Origin of the sequence: Leptolyngbya sp. FACHB-261, from assembly GCF_014696065.1 — a bacterium.
Lineage (GTDB): Bacteria > Cyanobacteriota > Cyanobacteriia > FACHB-261 > FACHB-261 > FACHB-261.
In genome coordinates this window covers 298,158-316,588 of the sequence record NZ_JACJPL010000024.1, presented here as the reverse complement: position 1 = coordinate 316,588, position 18,431 = coordinate 298,158, and the positions used below count along the sequence as shown (strand labels likewise).

Below are 18,431 nucleotides of genomic sequence, written 5' to 3'. Positions count from 1 at the left end.
TGGTTCAGGTAATGACGCTTCGCGCTGTAGAGAGCGTCGCTGACTGAGCTCGGCTCTACTCGCTGGACTAATGCAATCCTAAATTCTGTAGTTTGCAGCAGCGACCTTGTGGAATAAGCCTCCTAAACAACTAAACGAGAAGTAGCCAATGAAAAACCATTATTCTGTTGCAATTGTAGGAGGGGGGCAAGCCGGTCTGTCTATCAGCTACTGCTTAAATGAGCGAGGCTTTGACCACATCGTTTTTGAGAAAAATAAGATTGGGCATTCATGGCGCTCAAAACGCTGGGATTCCTTTTGTCTAGTCACGCCCAATTGGCAGTGTCAATTGCCTGGGTACCACTATCAAGGTGATGACCCTAACGGGTTCATGCAAAAGGACCAAATCGTTCAATACATTGAGGACTACGCTGCCTCGTTTGCTCCGCCTGTAAAGGAAGGCGTTGAAGTCTCAAGGGTCAGGCAGAATGATTCTGAAGGTGTCTTTGAATTAACAACTTCGATTGGGGACTATACGGCAGATCAGGTCGTGATTGCCTCAGGTAGCTACCACATCCCCAAAATGCCGAAGATTGCTGAGCGGTTTCCTGAGCACATTGTGCAACTGCACTCATCTGAGTACAAGAATCCAGAGTCTTTACCTGACAAGGCTGTTTTAGTTGTAGGAACAGGACAATCTGGTTGCCAGATCGCTGAGGATTTGCACCTTGCTGGTAAGAAGGTCCATTTGTGTGTAGGGGGTGCTCCCCGTTCGCCGCGCCAGTATCGAGGCAAAGATGTTGTCGATTGGCTCGATCAAATGGGCTACTATGACCTGTCAATCGATGACCATCCGCAGAAAGAGAAGGTCAGAAGCAAGGCTAATCACTATGTGACAGGTCGTGGTGGGGGACGGGAAATTGACCTGCGACAGTTTGCTCTAGAGGGTATGCAATTGCATGGAAGGCTCAAGAGTATTAGCGGTGGCAAGCTTGAATTTTGGGACGACCTGAAGCGAAATTTGGACCAGGCTGATGCAGTGGCTGAAAGCATCAAGAAAAGCATTGATACCTTTCTAGAAAAGAACCAAATTCAAGCACCAACGGAACCGCCCTACAAGCCTACCTGGGAACCCCAAGAGGAGATTTCAGCGATTGATTATGATGAGGCAGATATCGGCGCTGTGGTGTGGTGTACCGGTTATCGGTCTGATTTTAGTTGGGTAGAAATTCCCGTGTTTGATGGTAAGGGTTATCCCGGCCATGAACGAGGTGTAACAGGTGTGCGAGGCCTATATTTCTTGGGGCTTCCCTGGTTGTATACCTGGGGCTCAGGACGCTTTTCGGGAGTAGCACGGGACGCTAGTTACCTGGCTGATTACATTGCGGCTAGAAAGAAAGCATCCCATTCCAATGCTTGGAGTGTTGTTAATGAGTTTTTACTGGGCTCTTAGTCTCACTGTTTGTTGAACGGCCTGTAAAACTAGAAAATGCACTGTTCCCTGGAGACTGGATGGATTGCAGTCAAAACCTCAATCCATCCTAACCCTCATACATTTGATTAAATAAGCGCTCGTACCTTGGAAATTCGTGCTGAAACGGCTCACCGTCTGCCCAATTGTGCTACGAACTGACCTCACGCTTGAGTACCGCCACAAAATCCCACAGCTCACCGTTAGCTCTTGTGCCTGGAAGAATGGTGACCAGTTCCCAGCCTCTAGCTCCGAGTTCGTTCAATATATCCTCAATTTCTCGTTCGTCGATTCGTCCTGCGTCTAATGCTCCTTGAGCAAAGAACTTGATAGTTTTGTATTCCCACTGGTACATAGAGTTGAATTCCTGACTTAACTTCCTATCATTGCCGTACATTTATAGCGAAGACAAAGAAATTTCCAAAGCAGCTCTGTTAGGTTTTGCAATCACCAAGCGTACTTTCAGGTGAAGATGTACTGCCTGGGTTTGAGCTGAATCTCAACAAGATCTGGAGTTGATTTTCACGTCTTCCACTCAAACAAATAGGGCTTGTCTACAGTCTCTCTCAAAACACTGTCTCGCCTGGGGACAAGCAAGTGTTTGTTATTGGCAAATAGTCGTTCAGCGCCTTGAGGCAATGTGAAAAGCAGAGAGATAGGAAAGCTGAAGACTGCCCCCAAACTCATGCTCTACCTTATGCCTCAATCCTGCAAATAGAGCTTCCCCGCTTTGTGGCTCTAGCTTTAGGTAGGGCGAGTAGGTGGTCAAAAGCATCAAATATTCGTCAATGCTGTAAGTTACCTCAGACATAACTTGCCCAGATACCAAGTTTTTAAATTGCCCTGACTCAGTTGCTATCTGTCCCAACCCTCTCAAGATTTCTTCTTGAGTGTCTCTATCTTCGTAGCGCTTAAGAGAGGGCGCATGAGCTTGATAAACCTCAGACAAGCTTAGATACACCTCATAGGAAGGCTGAAGCTCTTTGTTCCATAACAAAATAAAGTGGCCGTCCTTACGGAGGGCTTTGGCTGCTTTGGGATATCCTACTTCTGGAGATATCCAGTGAAAAGAACTAGCTGCTAGAACGGCATCGAATCTCTCAACCTCTAGGGGCCACTCCTCAAAGGATGTGTTCAAAATCTCTACATGGGGATATGCTCGGCAATTCTGCTGGGCTAACTGGTGAAAGTCTGGATTGGGCTCCAAGCAGACCATAGAGCATCCCAATTGGGCGAATGCTACGGTAGCAGTTGCAGGACCACATCCCACTTCAAGGATTTGCGATTGGCTGGAGAGCTGAGCCATCTCTACAACTTGATGAATCAGTGCCTGAGGGTAACGAGGCCGCACCTGATTGTAGGCTTCTGCTGCTGGAGAATACCAAGTTTTTCGCTGTTCTAGATCTCGGCCAGAGTAGCCCGCAATTGCTTGTTTTAGGTCTTCCATCTTTCAGTAACCTTTTGGAGATTGTATTCACACAACGTGCTTATACCTTGGCAAACTCTGGGCGATATTTGACCCTGCCACTACAAGCTTGCAGCGCTTCAGGTTGCAGCTCTACCACCATAAATGCCTCGTCTGGTACCTCATATTCACAGGTCAGCCCTTTGCGGCTAGCGGGAACGAAGCCGAAGCGGGGATAATACTCAGGATGTCCAAGCACAACTACTGCACTAAAACCCAAACGAGAACATTCGGGTAAACTATGTTGCACAAGTTGAGTGCCAACGCCCTGGTTTTGAAACTCGGGAATAACACCAATCGGTGCCAGTCCAAGAAGCTTGCAACTCGGTGTACAGTCCCCCTCGACCGAGACCGGACTGAAGAGAATATGTCCCACCACTTGCTCGTCCTCAACAGCTACAAATGAGAGAACTGGTGCTGTTTTTCTCAACTCATCAACCAAATCTGCCTCATTGGTTCTACCAAAGGCAGCTATGTTGACTTGACGAATTGCATCAAAATCTTCTGAACTCTCAGTCCGAATATTCATGGCTTAATTGTATGTTAGCTTCACTATATATAGTCTAGTTTTCGGCTCATTTTTTGAGTTCCGAAAATAAGCTCAAATGTCTCTTTATCCTGGCGTAGATCAGTTTTGTCTCATGGCTTTCTTGATAATCAAGAAGGCTACCTATATTTTAGAGTGAATGCCTTATAATAACTTCTCCATTGCATAATTGATAAACGTCTCTCCTCGACAGCTCACTTGTTGCTCCTTGATAACCCAAAATCCTATGCGTTGAAAAAATGGCTTCGCCGTAATACTAGCCTCAACGAACAAGCGCTTTAAATTTAATTCTATGGCTTTTGTCTCAATTGCCTGATAGATTTTGCGTCCTACACCACGCTGTTGATAGTGCTTATGGCAGTAGAAACAATCAATATGGCCATCTGGTTCTAGCTCACCAAAACCTATAACTGTCCCTTCTTCATCTGCAATGTATGTGAAGCGGCTGGAGCAGATTGCAGCCCAATTTCTGAAATAGAGATCCTCGGGTGCCCACGCTCTAACCTGGCTGCTGGAGTAATCGCGGCTATTAACCTCACGCACGGTCTCGTGAAATAAGTTTGCTACTTGCTCAGTGTCTTGCGGACGGAATAGCCGTATTTCCATGATAGTTAACCTGACTGAATGGTCTTTTTATCCTGGCTGCGATCGCTTGGGAAGACTAATATGCTATCGTCAAGTTGACAAATCTTTGTCAGAAACAGCTTTCGAATCGAGGCAACATCTGCTCATTTATATTCTTGGTTCTGGAAATATCAAAGCTGGGGCTATCCCGGACAATTACACGCTAGGAGCATTATGTTATTTTGAGCAATGAGAGCTATCTCTACTGGTTAGCACTGAACTGAAATGAACACCATAGGCGGCTTACTTGGATTGCACGGGTTGCTAACCGCTGCAATCGCTATTAATCACTACAAGCGGACGAAACACGGTAAAGGGCTTTTGATTGTAGAGCTGATATGTGCCTGTCTGTTGATTTTTGCTTGTGTGCTTATCCTCAAAACCATGGGGCTGGATTATCAGTCACCTCTACCGTTTTTCTTCGGTTGGTGGTTGGCTGTGATTGCTACTTTGCCACTGAACATCACAGCGGTTGTGAAGTTAATCAGGGCGTTTAGAAATAAACAGAGGCGGACCTTAAACGTACTTAGATTATTGCTAAACTTTTTTGCTTTGGCAATCTATCTAATTCTGGCGCTTTGGCTAACTTCTATGATTTTGATTATGCTGTCGGGTGGTACATATTGATAAGAGAGTATTGGCGCCCCTCTTACTATCCTGGCCGTATGTTTTAACAGTGTGGCTGAGCAATTGCTAGCAACCCTTGCACTTCCCCTAATAGCTTTATGCTTGTTGTAGCGCCATATATTGACCTGCTCCTTAGCTGCAAGCCATTACCTTCTCGCTGCTATCTGCTACCGAAATATGAGCCCATTTCTTTCAATCCAGCCATCCACATGGCGTCTATCTGGATCGCGGTGTGTCCAGTGGATAACGCCGCCCTCTCTATTCCACTCGTACTCACCATAGATATAGAGTTCATCACCTACTCGCAATCTACTGATTCGTGGGGCAATATCAATATTGTGTGCAATTAATAATGTTTGCGAATTTGCTAATTCTACAATAAACCTCTGATGCCGATTCCCATTGAGGTCATCTGGTAAAAGGGAGACTACTCTACCCAATACTAAAACCTGAATATTGCTGACTCGGTTATTGAAGGCATTCTGCAATGTTGCCAGACTAGTCAGCCGGTACTTTAATGTGCGACCTTTTAACTGATTGAGACTATCAAGGGACGCTGATGGTTGATACCTGCTTTCCAGTCCAGGCGGCGTCGCTGTTTTTTGCTCGTAGCCAGTTGTCTTTAGGAGAATGATCAGAAAAGCCTGGTTGAGTATTTCAAGCATATTGAGGAACTAGGTGTCAAGAATTTTCTTTGCCCGCCGTTGTTAGCGATGCTGCTGAACAAGTTTGAGTTCCATTCGAATGTTGCAGCGTTGGTAGGGCGAAGTTTGTCCGATGACTCTCTGGAACCCTAACTTCTGGTAAAGACGAATAGCAGGTTCCAAAACAGTATTACTTTCCAAATAAATTGTTCTGGCTTCCAACTCACTAGCCTTGTTGATAGCAGCTTGCCCTAGCAGCCAACCGACACCTTTGCTTCTAGCTCTCTCGGTGACTGCCATTTTCGCTAACTCATAAGTATTGCTATCCACTTTGATTAGGGCACAAGTACCAATGATTTCACCATTATGACGTGCCATGTAGATATGCCCACCAGGCTGCAAGATTTTTTCGTCTGGATGATTAAGAGCTTGGTAATCAGATTCCTCTAGCTTGAAGTAGGTCTCGATCCATTCGCAGTTCAAGCGTTTGAAGTCATCCTGAAACTCAGGAGAGTAGGCAATAATTTCAATATGCTGACGCTCACGCGCTTTTCGCATATCTTTGACACGGTCAAAAAAGCTTTTGTCTGCAAGTAGAAACTCGACTTCTTCAATGGCTTGCCATAAATCCTGCTGCGCTTCTGATAGAAGTCCATCAACAGCTTGTGTAACATCAATGTATTGCTTTTCGATCTTAGGCACGAGTTGCTTTCCTACATCAGAAAGCCTCACAACACTGACTCTTGCATCCTCAATATCTTTATCAACAACCGTCAACCCTTTTTTGTTCATCTCTTTGACAATTTGACTAACAGATGGATGTGAATGACCAATGATTTGCGCAATTTCAGTCACTGACACTCCATCTCTATGCGATAGGACATAAAAGACAGGGAACCATTTAGGATCTAACGCCACATCATAAAGAGCGTAGATCTTTGCGGCATCTTCCGTTAGTTTTTCGCTCAGTCGGCGTAGGCGGCTACCCAACGCCACTTTACCAGCTTGAAAGTAGAAATCCATGGAAGCGTAGGTGGTTACGTAAGTGGCTACACAATATCACGAGTTTAGGAGCGTTGGATACCCAACGCCCCGCCTGAGCGGCCTCGTAGGAGCCGGCACTCAATCCAACCCTTGTCAGGCAGTCACTGAAGCGCTCTAGGCATCCAGACCAGCCCCCTAGGAGTGAATCACTTTCGAAAGCCTCGCTGCACAGGCTTTTAGAATAAGCTGTTAGCGCATTTTGTTATTGCAATGGAACATTGCCATTTAGCTTTGGTTTATTGCGCTAGGTTCCATGAACATGACTTCCCAGATGTGCCCATCTAAATCTTGAAATCCGTGTGCGTATATAAAACCGTAGTCTTGTGGTTCGTTGTAGGTCGATCCACCTGCGGCAACTGCGTTGCGAACCATTTCATCCACTTTTTCTCGACTTTCGGAAGATAAGCAAACAAGTACTTCAGTGCTCTTGGTTGCATCACAAATTTCTTTCGGAGTAAAGCTCTTAAACTTGTCATGAGTCAACAGCATGATGAATATGTCATCGCTGACAATCATGCTAGTGGCCGTCTCATCAGTGAATTGGGCATTAAAACTGAAGCCAAGCTTCGTAAAAAAATCGACGGACTGATTGAGATCTTTAACCGGCAGATTTACGAAAATTTTAGTAGCCATATTTTCTCCTTTTGAGAGCGAATTCCAGGTCTAAATATTCGGTAGGCTGACGCTAGTTTTCCGGCTGAGTAGTTCGATGCAGCCCGTTCCTTGACCGTCTTATTCGTGGACGAGGCTCAAGCTTTCGCCAAAAACTCATCAAGGCTGTCAAAACTGGAGTTCCAACCTGCAACGACTCCCATCTCTTCGTGCTTCCGGCGTTCCTCAGCAGACTCATGCGTAATCCGGAGGGTGAGTTTGGTCATGCTGCCTACATCCTCGAAAAGCACCGTCATTACCATGCCTTTTGGCAGATCTACGTTCATGACCTTTTCAGAGCCTTCGTCAAACTCGTCAGTGGTAACAATTCGTTCAAGGGGCACGATTTCGCGGAAGACACCTTTGACCGGGTACTCCGTCCCATCTGGACCAATCATGACGTAGCGCGATTTACCACCTGGGCGCAAGTCCATCTCAGTCACTCGGGTCGTGAAGCCTTTTGGACCCCACCACTGCGCCACGTGTTTTGGATCGGTCCACGCCTTGAATACCAGCTCGCGGGGTGCGTTGAAGACGCGAGTGATGACGATCTCGCGTTCGGATTGAGCATCAGTGGAATCATTGTTGTTGCTCATCTTGTTTCTCTTGAGTTTGTAATTCGTGCAGGTAATCCTCTAGCCGATCAAAGCTCTCCTCCCAGAATTGGCGATATTGCTCGATCCAAGCCGCCGCATCCTTGAGTGGCTCGGCTTGGATCTGACAGGGCCGCCATTGCGCCTCCCGACCCCGTGTGATCAGTCCAGCACGCTCCAGTACCTTGAGATGTTTGGAGATGGCAGGCAGACTCATCTCGAAGGGCTTGGCCAACTCGGTCACTGAGGCCTCACCCTTGGCAAGGTGGGCCAGGATAGCGCGCCGGGTGGGATCGGCAAGGGCGGCAAAGGTGACGCTCAGTTGATCTGAGGACATCTGTGTTTAACCATATGGTTAATTAACTATTAAGTTAAATAAGCATTCAAAAAATGTCAAGCGCTGGCTTTCTGTCGCCTGAACTCTTGCGCTGAGATGGGTTATGCCCTCACAGCCACTGTCTCACCCTGGTTCTACAGCCTAGGTAGAACCAGGGTGAGACAAAATGCCTAGCGTGAAAACTCGGCGGACTGCCCAGGTAAGTGAGTAGCCAGATAAGTGAGTAGGTTGCAGTGTCCTGTTAGGCATGTACAACTGCTGAGATGCCATACAAGTGAGCTTCAAAGCCAGTGAGTAGTGGCTTAACCTGGGCGACGAAAGGTGAAACTAAAGGATTTGTTCCGGCAGCCTCAAAGTGCTCGAGACTTTCCCACTGCGCGTAGTTGGTCACTGCCAGACCATCGACACTCTTATGGATGCTGGCTGATATGAAGCCTGGAATATTCCGATAGATGTCCTGAGCCGCGCTCGTTAGTAGTGATACAAGCGCAACTTGATTTTCTGGGGCACAGGAGTGCACAGAAATAAGGGTAACGACTGAATCGTTGGCTGTGATGGTTGCCATAGTACCTCAGAGAATTATGCAAAACGGCTCAAATCAGTGATCAGAGAGCCTAGAACGCCCTATTAAAAATTTTCACCTTACCTTACACTGACATCTTATGCAGTGAGCTGCGCCAACAGAATTTTACAAAGTCCTGAGCCGTGATGAATTCAGTAATGAGTACAAGGGCGTATCCCCACAACAAGCACGTCCCATACGCTCCATTAGCAGCCGATAGTATATCAACTGTTTAGAAAGGGAACATGCTGTAAATTTATCTCGTCTAATAGGCAATGACCGTTGCTTTAAGGGCAGTAGTTCCTAATGATTCGCCGTTTCTTGATGCCAACCCTGCTGGTAGGGCTAGCATCCTGTACAGCATCTCCTCAGGCTCCAGCAGAGAGTGCTCGCCCTGCTGCAACCTCCTCAGTTGAACAAGCTTCGAGTTTGCCGAATGTGCAGTGTCGAGGTGAGATTCCTGAAACACTGCAAGCGACGTTTGGGGAGTTTCGCCTTGCTCAGCCTGATGATTTTATTGCCAAAATTCGAGAATTTGATCAAAATCCTGGACCTCCAGGCAAACCTAAAATCACCTATACATGCAGTATTTTTGTTGCTGACTTCAATCAGGACGGACAACAAGATTATGCTGCACTGTTGGTGAACCCTAAAACACAAACCGCCCAGTTCCGACTAGCCATAAATCAAGATCAAGGCACATTTGAAAACGCGGTGATCAGAGATTATCCCAAGCCGCCACAGCCGATTGCAGAACCGCTTTATGTTGCTATGTTTCTCAAACGCTCAGGAGAACTGGGAACTGCCAACCGAGAATATTTTCCCCTTGAAGGCGGCACCGCTGAACGTGAAACCTTTATTGCCAGTCCTGCCATTGAATTATGGTTATCTCCTGCCGTTTATCGTTCTGGAACTTCACCCTCGCAATCTGAAGAGGAGCGGTTCAATCAGACGGTGGGGTATGGCTCTGAGATATTCTACTTTGTTGACCGCGAACTCAAGACCACTAGAGTGGCTGATTAATTAATGATGAGCAGTTGCGAGCCTCGGGCTTTCAAATTCTTGCTAATGTCGCATTTTCCTTCCCGCTCAGCGGGGGTAGATAACACAAAGACTAAGCCAACGCTGGCTAACCCGTCTGTGTGCAGGCGTTTGTTAGGCTATCTTTTAGCCTGCTCTCAGCTCAGACAAGATTAGATTGATTACTGCTTGGTTGAGGAAATCAATTCGCTGACAATAAAGTTGAAATTTCTTCTTGTAATAAATCTATCGGTACAGTTAAGCGAGAGCGACAGAGATTGTAATTATGTTCAGCATCTTCTCTTGACCAGGTCATTGAACTCATTAATTCTTCAGTTGTTCTAAACCGAAAGCCATCATAAACACATAGCTTCTGAAGGCTGCCCCCACTAGAAACCTGCGGCATAATTGGCCCTTGCCGCGCGATGTCCGTTGTGAGGGCTGGCTATGCCCTTCGCAAAATCATTTCAATGTGCTCCACTCCAGTAGTCTTCGAGGGAAAAGAGGCTCCTATCGCCACGAACCCAAACTTCTCGTAAAACCCTCTCGCAGTCAGTCGTCCGCTCAGACGCAAGGAGCTAATTCCCAAGGACTTTGCTTTATCGAGAAGCGCGAGCATTATCGTACGTCCAGCGCCAGTTCCCTGATACTTGGGAAGCACTGCCATCTGGCTGATAATCCCTTCAGACTCATCATTAATCGACAATCGACCGCACCCGCCCACCACTGAGCCGTCAACTAGAACTATTCGAAAAGCAACCCTTTCAATTGAATCGTCGAGCACTGATTCTGGTAGACCTACGGGCTCATAGAAGAGCGAGTATCGAATACGGCGGGCAGCCGCCCATTCGTCGCTATCGTACTCAACCTCTTTAATTCTCATGACCTAGGGCCTAGCGGTTTAGCTAAGTGGCAGCAGATAACTGGCCGTGTAGCTATCTTGCTCTAGATTCAACACATTGTCTTTCCATGAACCGTGCGCTGGCGAGGCAGGATTTGCACCAAATGAATCGAAAAGATGAAATGTATAGGCTTGTCTGTCTTCACTGCGACCAAAGACTTGATAAGCGCGATAATTTACTTTTCCATCTTGCTCTTGCATGTCATTGCCAGCCACGAATAAACTGCCCATTACGAGTTCATCTGTGTAGGTTGTAGCTGCAGTTCCACCATTGGGTGTACAAAGGTGTAGGATACTGTATCTTGACCAATTCATGTACCTGCCAAAGTTTATAATTTCTGATGTTCCTCAGTCAAATTTGGCATAGCATCTCAACTCCAACTTCCACTAACGCAAGCAGTTTGGCAAGTTGATCAGACTGCGTTACTCTGCGATCGTCTACAGATAGACGCCACTCAATTCCAGACTTTCTACAAGTAATCTCAGTACCACTTCAACTGGCTAGATTAAAGCGAAGGCGTAGATAAGCTGCAACCTCAGCAATCGCAACTCTTCCAGACGCAATGGCTCCACCCATTTGAAAGAAGCCATGCAAAACACCAGGATAACGAGTGTGTGTAACCAGACAGCCAGCATCTCGCAACCGTTGAGCATAAGCTTCGCCCTCGTCACGCTGAGGATCAAGTTCTGCTGTAATCATTAAGGCAGGTGGAAGCCCTGAAACATCGGGGGCACGCAAAGGAGATGCATAGGGTTGTTCACGCTCTTCAGGGTCGGTGACGTACATTGCCATCTGGCCTACAAAATTTTCGCGTGAGCGATTGGGGTGCAGAAAATCTAATTCATGCCATGAAGGAGTATCACTTGCCAAGTCGGTATTAGGGTAGATAAGAACTTGAGCAATTGGTCGGCTCACTTTCCGGTCTCGACTCATCAGACAGACAACGGTAGCCAGTAGCCCTCCAGCGCTGTCACCACCGATTGCAATTTTGGAGGCATCAATACTAAGTTTTTCAGCCTTTTGAATTACCCATTGAAGTGCTGCAAAACAGTCTTCTGGCGCAGCTGGAAAGGGGGACTCTGGTGCGAGTCGGTACTCCACTGCCGCAATTACATAACCACTGGCATTAGCAAGTGCCCGAAGTGGGCGGTCGTGGGTATCAAAGCCACCACTGACGAAGCCACCCCCGTGAAGATAGACGAGCGCTGGCAGTGGTGAGGTGTTGCCCCCTTGAGATTGCGGCCTATACAATCGCAGGGGAACAGTCGGTATAACTGAATCAACTTGGTAGTCCTCAACAGCTGCTACGTCTTCGATAGGCCCAGCAAGCGGAATGACCTGTCGATAACCGTTGCGTGCTAGCTGAATGGGATCAGCATCCGGTGGCGGTGGTGCTGCATGAGCTTGCATCTGTTGGACAAGGACGCGGGTGTCCTCGGTCATTTTGGCAAGGATGTCTTCTTTCATGCGATTTGCTCGCTATGTTCAATCGCTTATGGTTGCTTCGGCGAATACTTAGTTTGCAAATGCATACTCAAGTTGAGTAAAGGAATTGAGTGCAATAAATTCATGGTTGCAGACTAACCAAAATTTTCATACCCGCTTCCTGCTTCTGCTTCAATAATTCAAACAAACGTTAGCACAATTTAGTCTGAAGGTGGGTTATTTAGCAATCCTGTCCAACGGATATCCCCTTGACTGCACCATTAAGTTCATAGCAGCTTGTCTTCGATCAAGATACTATATCAACTCACTTTTAATCGCGACACCCTCCCTCCCAAGCTCCTTGGCAGGGAGGGTGTCGTAGGTGGTGGGGTTCTGATTTGTCACTCTCGTTTAGGGGATTGGTATTTAGAGGAGTCGTTCTCCAATATCTTGACCAGCGACACTTTTATTAGCTTATGTGCAGTCAAGCTGAACGTAATAGGCTAGCTGTGATGATCGCTACAAACACAGGATCTCTGTTGTTCTTTTAGAGAAAAGGCTAAGTGTAGATCGTTTTGTAGTTACACCCGTGTCAAATACCCCCAGCCGCGCTCTAACTGAGAACTAACGCTTACCTGACCACCGCAACTCACCAATAATCTCTCACTATGCCCCTACAAATAACCTAGCAGTCTAAGGTTCCCCTTACCATTGCCAACGAGGTTTTATCGCATCGGCAATGGCTCAATCAGCTCAAGCGCGAGATGCAGGTTCGTCATCTTCGTCACTGGACCTCTGCTACCCCAACCAGCTTGGATGCCAGTGCCATTCACCTGGAGATGTTCAATGCCATGAGCCGGATCCTTTCCCATACTTGCAGTATTGCCCGTGCCCTTCAGGGTGATCTATAGGAGAGTGAGAGTAAGGCTTTGAGGAGATCTGAAGGTGCCAATCATCCGAGTTAATGGCATTGATGTGTACTACAAGCTTCAGGGCTCCAGCCAAAACGAGCTGTTATTGCTGATTGCAGGCTTTGCCAGTGACAGTTCGACTTGGGCGGCGATGATGCCCTCACTGCTTGAGGAGTATCAGGTCCTGCGCTTTGATAACCGAGGTGTAGGACAGAGTTCTGCCCCTGACGGTCCCTATAGCATTCAGCAAATGGCGGCTGATGCTGCTGCCCTGTTGGCTCACTTAGGTGTTGCTAGAGTGCATGTTGCAGGGCACTCGATGGGTGGACAAATTGCTCAAGAATTGGCTTTGTCTCAGCCAGAAAAAATCCAAAGTTTGCTCCTGCTCTCAGCCTGGGCTTGGGGAGATGGCAAATTCAATGCCCTAATCGAATTGTTTGGAGACTTGACCCAGAAATTAGAAGGAACACTTTATCAGAAGGTTCTATTGCCTTGGCTATTTACCGAGAAATTCTACTCAACACCCGGCGCAATCGATCAACTGATTGACTTGATTGAGAAGCAACCCTTTCCACCCACGTCTCATGGGCTCTATCACCAAAGCCGAGCCATCCTGACCAGTGATACCAGCAATCGCCTCATGGATATTCGCTGCCCTACCCTGGTTCTGGTTGGTCAGGAAGATCTGGTGACTCCAATCAAATTCTCGCAGCAACTTAGCCAAGGCATTCCAGGTGCAGAGCTAGTCATGCTTCAGGGTGGCCACGCCTTTGTGGTTGAATCAGCGGAGGCTGTGGCGCAAGCGATGCTCAGTTATCTGGAGAAGCAGAGGCGTCTTTCCTCCAAGTAACTCAAGATTAGTTGCCGCCACCGCTCAGCTTTTGGCCACCTAAACCTCAATGGCAGCAAGCGTAACGCTGAGCTTCAGCGGCAAACAGTTTTGAGGCGAGCTATGGAGTTAAGCGGACACTTTTTTCACATTGGGATGCTGAGCCGCTTGATCCCACCAAGCCCGGAGTTTAGGAGTCTGAGCTGTAATTGCATCGAACTCTGGAGTCTTTGACAGGTAGATGAAGATGGGGATGAGGTAGAAGTCAGCGATGCTCACTTCGCCGCCAAGCAGATAGGGACTGCCAACCGTTAGCGCCTCAATCGCTTCTACTGCTTTTTTGGCAGGTGAAACGGCATTGTTCACCCGTTCCCCATCGGTTTTGCCGCCCTGACTGGGCACAATGAGACGCTGAACCACAATGGTTGTGATTGCCTGGGAATAGAGATAGCTGTCGACAATAGCCATGATCTGGCGCATCCGCGCTCGCGTCAGCGGGTCGGACGGGCTGAACTTGTTTCCGACTAGGACAGTATCCAGATAATCGGTAATGGCAGCTGTCTCATAGATCAGTTGCCCATCAACTTCGAGTGTCGGTACCTTACCAAAGGGATTCTTGGCTAGATACTCCGCTGACTCGTTATCGCCATTGAAGATACCAACGTCTTTAATGTCGTAATCTGCGCCTGCTTCCTCAAGCAGCAACCGCACAGTACGGACATAAGTACTGATGGGAGTGCCATGAACAGTGAGCTTTGCCATTCTTGGTAGATTCTCAATCGAAAAATCAACAGTAACAAGAGTAACCCATCGAAAACTGCAGTCACTTCAGCGGCGTGGGGATAGAACTGGCCAATTGGAAACTAAGGGCCAAACACTCAAACAGCTGTTCTTGAAAGTGGTCTTGGCAGTGTCTCAAGAACTCTTGCCTCAATGCTTCGCCCTATGACCTTCAAAGTTGAGCGTTGTTTCCCAAGGCTGTGCCGCCAGTAGCGGTATCACTCCAACGTCAATGACCAAAGTGAAAGGCCAAAGCAAATAGCTGAGGAGATTTTTCGTGGCAAAGCCTTGAAAAACAGTCTGATTTTCTATGGAACTACAAACAAAATTTGCTGGTAGTTACAGCACTGGAGCTTTAAAAAAGTGAAAGGATGAAACTCCACCTCTGGCCCATCGAAGATAATCCTATTGGCCCCATTCGTCCCATGCTGCCCGCGCTACCCTTGCTATGACTTCTTCGCGTACGGCATAGTCAGCTCTAGAATCTGAAACAAAAACCGCTATAGCTAAATGCTGTCCATTTGGTAGCGTGACCAGTCCCGCATCATTGGTTGCTGCTGTCACCCCGTTCACAGTGCGGGAACTGCCTGTCTTATGAGCGACAACTGTTCCAGCAGGCAGCAGTCCTTTGATGCGTCGGAGTCCTGTAGGGGTCTCAGTCATCAATCGCAGCAACAACGCTTGGCTAGAGTCTGAAAGCCCTTGACCCTCCTGCAAGGCACGCAACAAAACAACCATTGCTTCGGGCGTTGCCCAGTTGCGATATTGCACTGCTTGGTCTTGCCCTATCTCCTTTTCGGTGTCAGCCACAACGATGCCATTGACACCCAAATCCCGTAAATATTCGGTGACAACTGTTGGTCCGCCAACCAGTCGCAGCAGCACGTCGCAAGCTGTGCCGTCGCTTTCAGACACCATGTACCTCAGCAGTTCAGCCAGACTGAGTTCCACGCCTTGGGGATTCTCGTCCCGAATCGGGCTGTGCTGACGCTCTGAGACGAAATCACTTTTCTCAACTCGGACCCTTTGCTCTAGCTGTAGCCTGCCTTGGTCGACTTGAGCCAGCACAGCCATGCCAATGGGAAACTTATAAACGCTTTGCATGGGAAAGCGCTGCGTTGCATTGAGAGTAATTGATTCTCCGGTTTCCAGGACTGTGGCTGCAACTCCAACCTGCCCTTGAGCCGCCTGAGAAATTTGTTCAATCCGCCCGTACAATTCACTGCTCGATGCATGATTCGGGGCATGATTAGTAGGCGTTGTGACCTCTTCTGGTACATCTGTTGGGCTGGTGCTGGCCGCAATGCTGCTGAATTTGGAGCTTGTGCAACCGACGGCTAGAAAGGATATGAAAAAAACACAGAGCCATGCTTCTTTTATCACAAGTTGAGCTGTTATTTACAGTGATAGCCTTCTAAATTTATTCTAAAGGCACTACCCTAAAATAATGTTAGCAAATGGCTTGGATACAACTTACTGTCTCTCTAATAACTTGAGTAGCTTAGCCCTCCTAGCCAGTATTCAACACGAGTTCTTTTACATCCACATCAATAGCTATTCTGTGCGACTTTCTATTGGGCATTAAAACCTCAGCGGGTACACCAGGTTACGCTCTGTATGCTGCGAATTATCAACAATACGTTCTGGTGCAGCGAACTTGTTTGACCAATGCTTACTTCCTAGAAGGCTCTGGGATGGTGCTCATCCTGTAAACAGCCTGGCACCCTTGGGATGTCATAGGCAGACGTGGTTAATTTAAGATTAAATTTGAATTAAGAAAATTAACAAAAAATTAATGAAAGATTACCGGGATATGAACTGGCGGGCTGTTTGAAGAGAAAGCATCTAACTTTTCAGTTGGCTCCTGAGAGGGCTAGCTGAATCTTCTGCTTCTCAATCTGCTGGAGTCCAATCAGTTGTCCGCTTTTTACACTATGAATGTTGTAATTCAACCAAAACGAATTGCTCAAATTCTTGCCCTGGGAGCATTTAGTCTTGCCTTGCTCAGTATTGTCGGCCAAGCAGTTAGATATTTCCTCGGCAAAGAAAATTTCTTCGGTTTGGTGGGGCTATTCAATGTGAATTATGAGAGTAATATACCTACCCTATACTCAGCTTTCATTCTTTTTCTGTGTTCAATCTTGCTCTTTCTAGTTGCTCTAGCCAAGCAGAAAAGCAGGGATTCGTTCACCAATCATTGGCGGGCTTTATCAGTAATTTTTCTTTATCTGTCCTTCGATGAGCTAATCGAGATCCATGAATCTGTTAATAGGAATTTAGACAAAGGATTACAGCTTTGGGAAAGTGGTCCCTGGGATATTTTGAATTCAGTGATCCTACCAATTTTTGTTCTAGCTTACATAAAATTTTTTCGGCGTCTCCCTCTAAAAACTCAACGGTTGTTCTTTTTGTCTGGTAGTCTCTTTACTTTAGGTGCGATTGGTATTGAACTAGTGGGGGGACGCTACTTCTCAAATATCTATAATCAACCAATCTTCATTGCAGAGATTATTGCAACCATTGAGGAGCTTTTAGAAATGATAGGTGCTACCATCTTTGTCTACGCAATACTCTCGTACATGAGTTCTTTTTTAGACAGAATTAATATTGGTATTGGCAATTCACCCTCACCAGTCGCAAAAGAGCTGGCAGGGAAGTGTGGCGGAGAATCTTCTACCGCTGAACATATTGATTAATATCAGGATCTTGTGGAGTATGCTTTGTGTCAAATTTAGTAGTATGTCATACATAGTTAAGGTGAGGTGAAGCATAATAGGTGTCATTGATACAGGGGTTGTAAGTCTCTTAACAGCCTATCACCCGGGCAGAGTTTACCTCTCCAACTCAACAGCCCGAAATTGCCGACGTATTACTAGTTGAGCTATCTCACTGATTGAATTATCTGTCTCTGAATGCCGGATAGAGAGGCAGCTGGGGGGTGTTAGGCCATCTTTGACGCAATAACTCCAATAGGTTACTAGACATACCTCTTAGTCTAGGCAGTTGGGCAAATTGTTCTGAGGTGTCTATAAATGCTTCTAGCCTAGCTATGACACGCTGGCGCACAGTTGCAATACCCCAATTTCGATCTCTCTTCAGGGCATCTTCCAGATGTCGAATCAAGGTACTTAAGAGACAGAAACCACAAATTTTGACCAGTGCCGTTTCAAAAAGGCTGTCGTCTTGGGCTTCTGGACATCCTCGACTCAGTTCGGTCCGATACAGGGTTTCCATTTGGGAGATGATGCTGTGGGGCAGACGACCAGCACACCAGCAGGTGGGAAAGATCATTCTTGGGTAAGCTGCATCAATCAAGGCATGGCCAAAATGACCAAACTCAAAGTCTATCAATCGTAATTCTTCACCTGTGTCGAACTCATTGTCTGGGCAAGGATCGGCATGGACGTAAGCCAGAAATGGACCGGGGTTAGTAATGGCATCCACAATAGATGCTAGCTCTTGGGCTAAACCGCTCTCAGCTTGAATCCCCAGGCTTTCGAGCCTAGCTTGAAGGTTTTGAAGACATTGATTGAGCCCATTTGCTGCTTGAATGGGTAGTCTTGCCGCTTGGCTGGTCATATGCAGGCTAGACATCTGCGCAGTTGGGCTAATCGAGTGAAAAAGCGCCTCGAATTCTGCTGCTCTGCCAATGGTATCGCTGTGCATTTGGCCTAGACGGGTAGCATATTTGAGTAATGTTTTTTCAGCCTGATTGCTGTCCTTGGCTAGTAGTGGCTCGACTAGGCTGGAATGTGTTCCCAAGTCTTCAAGCATAGAGAAACCTAGTTTCCGATCGCCTCCGTAGCAATGAGGGCTGTGGTTAGATCTTCTTGAAATAGTGCTTAAGAATTGAGCCCCAACCCAATCTTTAAAGAAACGCATGGTCTCCCAAGAGGCAGTGTCTTCAGGGTTATAGACCTTGGTCTCGATCTTTTTGAGAATGAAACTTGAGGGTAGATTAGGTGCTGGATCGGTGAGGCAGCGCAGTAACAAATTCCGTCTTCCCCTTTGGGTCAAGCG

General features: G+C 47.1%; 22 protein-coding genes. 5 read left to right on the top strand and 17 right to left on the bottom strand.

The window, feature by feature from the left end:
• The first annotated feature begins 148 nt into the window (after positions 1 to 148).
• Positions 149 to 1,432: an MSMEG_0569 family flavin-dependent oxidoreductase gene (locus H6F94_RS15950; RefSeq protein ID WP_190803220.1), complete on the top strand. Its 1,284-nt coding sequence runs from the start codon at positions 149 to 151 to the stop codon at positions 1,430 to 1,432.
• A gap of 169 nt (positions 1,433 to 1,601) precedes the next feature.
• Here the strand turns inward: H6F94_RS15950 and H6F94_RS15945 are convergent, their stop codons facing one another.
• From H6F94_RS15945 to H6F94_RS15930, 4 genes are all read right to left on the bottom strand, one after another.
• The gene (locus H6F94_RS15945; protein ID WP_190803219.1) at positions 1,602 to 1,805 is read right to left on the bottom strand and encodes a DUF4177 domain-containing protein; all 204 of its coding nucleotides are present in this window, start codon (positions 1,803 to 1,805) and stop codon (positions 1,602 to 1,604) included.
• Between the two features lie 267 nt (positions 1,806 to 2,072).
• The gene (locus H6F94_RS15940) at positions 2,073 to 2,897 is read right to left on the bottom strand and encodes a class I SAM-dependent methyltransferase (RefSeq protein WP_190803218.1); all 825 of its coding nucleotides are present in this window, start codon (positions 2,895 to 2,897) and stop codon (positions 2,073 to 2,075) included.
• Between the two features lie 40 nt (positions 2,898 to 2,937).
• On the bottom strand, positions 2,938 to 3,444 hold the full coding sequence (locus H6F94_RS15935) for a GNAT family N-acetyltransferase (protein WP_190803217.1): 507 nt from the start codon (positions 3,442 to 3,444) through the stop codon (positions 2,938 to 2,940).
• 162 nt (positions 3,445 to 3,606) lie between these two features.
• Positions 3,607 to 4,068, bottom strand: coding sequence for a GNAT family N-acetyltransferase (locus tag H6F94_RS15930; RefSeq protein WP_190803216.1), 462 nt, complete (start codon positions 4,066 to 4,068; stop codon positions 3,607 to 3,609).
• Between the two features lie 243 nt (positions 4,069 to 4,311).
• Here H6F94_RS15930 and H6F94_RS15925 point away from each other — a divergent pair, with 243 nt between their 5' ends.
• Positions 4,312 to 4,713: a hypothetical protein gene (locus tag H6F94_RS15925; RefSeq protein ID WP_190803215.1), complete on the top strand. Its 402-nt coding sequence runs from the start codon at positions 4,312 to 4,314 to the stop codon at positions 4,711 to 4,713.
• 167 nt (positions 4,714 to 4,880) lie between these two features.
• On the opposite strand, the gene H6F94_RS15920 is transcribed toward H6F94_RS15925, so the two are convergent.
• The 6 genes from H6F94_RS15920 to H6F94_RS15895 form a co-directional block, all read right to left on the bottom strand.
• The gene (locus tag H6F94_RS15920; protein ID WP_190803214.1) at positions 4,881 to 5,378 is read right to left on the bottom strand and encodes a DUF3465 domain-containing protein; all 498 of its coding nucleotides are present in this window, start codon (positions 5,376 to 5,378) and stop codon (positions 4,881 to 4,883) included.
• A 42-nt stretch (positions 5,379 to 5,420) separates the two neighbouring features.
• Entirely contained in the window at positions 5,421 to 6,380 is a 960-nt protein-coding gene (locus H6F94_RS15915; RefSeq protein WP_190803213.1) for a bifunctional helix-turn-helix transcriptional regulator/GNAT family N-acetyltransferase, read from the bottom strand.
• 246 nt (positions 6,381 to 6,626) lie between these two features.
• Positions 6,627 to 7,034: a VOC family protein gene (locus H6F94_RS15910; protein ID WP_190803212.1), complete on the bottom strand. Its 408-nt coding sequence runs from the start codon at positions 7,032 to 7,034 to the stop codon at positions 6,627 to 6,629.
• Positions 7,035 to 7,150: 116 nt separating this feature from the next.
• Positions 7,151 to 7,648 carry an SRPBCC domain-containing protein gene (locus H6F94_RS15905; RefSeq protein ID WP_190803211.1) on the bottom strand — a complete coding sequence of 166 codons (498 nt, stop codon included), beginning with the start codon at positions 7,646 to 7,648 and terminating at the stop codon, positions 7,151 to 7,153.
• On the bottom strand, positions 7,632 to 7,982 hold the full coding sequence (locus H6F94_RS15900; RefSeq protein ID WP_190803210.1) for an ArsR/SmtB family transcription factor: 351 nt from the start codon (positions 7,980 to 7,982) through the stop codon (positions 7,632 to 7,634). Before H6F94_RS15900 ends, H6F94_RS15905 begins: the two co-directional genes overlap by 17 nt.
• A gap of 241 nt (positions 7,983 to 8,223) precedes the next feature.
• Positions 8,224 to 8,547, bottom strand: a complete 324-nt coding sequence (locus H6F94_RS15895) for an antibiotic biosynthesis monooxygenase (protein WP_190803209.1) — start codon at positions 8,545 to 8,547, stop codon at positions 8,224 to 8,226.
• 303 nt (positions 8,548 to 8,850) lie between these two features.
• Here H6F94_RS15895 and H6F94_RS15890 point away from each other — a divergent pair, with 303 nt between their 5' ends.
• The gene (locus tag H6F94_RS15890; protein ID WP_190803208.1) at positions 8,851 to 9,567 is read left to right on the top strand and encodes a hypothetical protein; all 717 of its coding nucleotides are present in this window, start codon (positions 8,851 to 8,853) and stop codon (positions 9,565 to 9,567) included.
• A gap of 442 nt (positions 9,568 to 10,009) precedes the next feature.
• On the opposite strand, the gene H6F94_RS15885 is transcribed toward H6F94_RS15890, so the two are convergent.
• From H6F94_RS15885 to H6F94_RS15870, 4 genes are all read right to left on the bottom strand, one after another.
• Positions 10,010 to 10,447 carry a GNAT family N-acetyltransferase gene (locus H6F94_RS15885; protein WP_190803207.1) on the bottom strand — a complete coding sequence of 146 codons (438 nt, stop codon included), beginning with the start codon at positions 10,445 to 10,447 and terminating at the stop codon, positions 10,010 to 10,012.
• Between the two features lie 18 nt (positions 10,448 to 10,465).
• Positions 10,466 to 10,666, bottom strand: a complete 201-nt coding sequence (locus tag H6F94_RS15880) for a hypothetical protein (RefSeq protein ID WP_190803206.1) — start codon at positions 10,664 to 10,666, stop codon at positions 10,466 to 10,468.
• A gap of 292 nt (positions 10,667 to 10,958) precedes the next feature.
• On the bottom strand, positions 10,959 to 11,933 hold the full coding sequence (locus H6F94_RS15875; protein ID WP_190803205.1) for an alpha/beta hydrolase: 975 nt from the start codon (positions 11,931 to 11,933) through the stop codon (positions 10,959 to 10,961).
• 683 nt (positions 11,934 to 12,616) lie between these two features.
• On the bottom strand, positions 12,617 to 12,763 hold the full coding sequence (locus H6F94_RS15870; RefSeq protein WP_190803204.1) for a hypothetical protein: 147 nt from the start codon (positions 12,761 to 12,763) through the stop codon (positions 12,617 to 12,619).
• A 73-nt stretch (positions 12,764 to 12,836) separates the two neighbouring features.
• On the opposite strand from H6F94_RS15870, the gene H6F94_RS15865 reads away from it, so the two are divergent.
• A complete protein-coding gene (locus tag H6F94_RS15865) occupies positions 12,837 to 13,652 on the top strand; it encodes an alpha/beta fold hydrolase (RefSeq protein WP_190803203.1) in 816 nt (271 codons plus the stop codon).
• A gap of 108 nt (positions 13,653 to 13,760) precedes the next feature.
• Here the strand turns inward: H6F94_RS15865 and H6F94_RS15860 are convergent, their stop codons facing one another.
• Positions 13,761 to 14,393 carry a glutathione S-transferase family protein gene (locus H6F94_RS15860; protein ID WP_190803202.1) on the bottom strand — a complete coding sequence of 211 codons (633 nt, stop codon included), beginning with the start codon at positions 14,391 to 14,393 and terminating at the stop codon, positions 13,761 to 13,763.
• A 423-nt stretch (positions 14,394 to 14,816) separates the two neighbouring features.
• On the bottom strand, positions 14,817 to 15,629 hold the full coding sequence (gene bla / locus H6F94_RS15855; protein WP_199320450.1) for a class A beta-lactamase, subclass A2: 813 nt from the start codon (positions 15,627 to 15,629) through the stop codon (positions 14,817 to 14,819).
• A 716-nt stretch (positions 15,630 to 16,345) separates the two neighbouring features.
• On the opposite strand from bla, the gene H6F94_RS15850 reads away from it, so the two are divergent.
• A complete protein-coding gene (locus tag H6F94_RS15850) occupies positions 16,346 to 17,107 on the top strand; it encodes a DUF8692 domain-containing protein (RefSeq protein ID WP_190803201.1) in 762 nt (253 codons plus the stop codon).
• Positions 17,108 to 17,309: 202 nt separating this feature from the next.
• On the opposite strand, the gene H6F94_RS15845 is transcribed toward H6F94_RS15850, so the two are convergent.
• The gene (locus H6F94_RS15845; protein WP_190803200.1) at positions 17,310 to 18,185 is read right to left on the bottom strand and encodes a phosphotransferase; all 876 of its coding nucleotides are present in this window, start codon (positions 18,183 to 18,185) and stop codon (positions 17,310 to 17,312) included.
• Positions 18,186 to 18,431 lie beyond the last annotated feature (246 nt).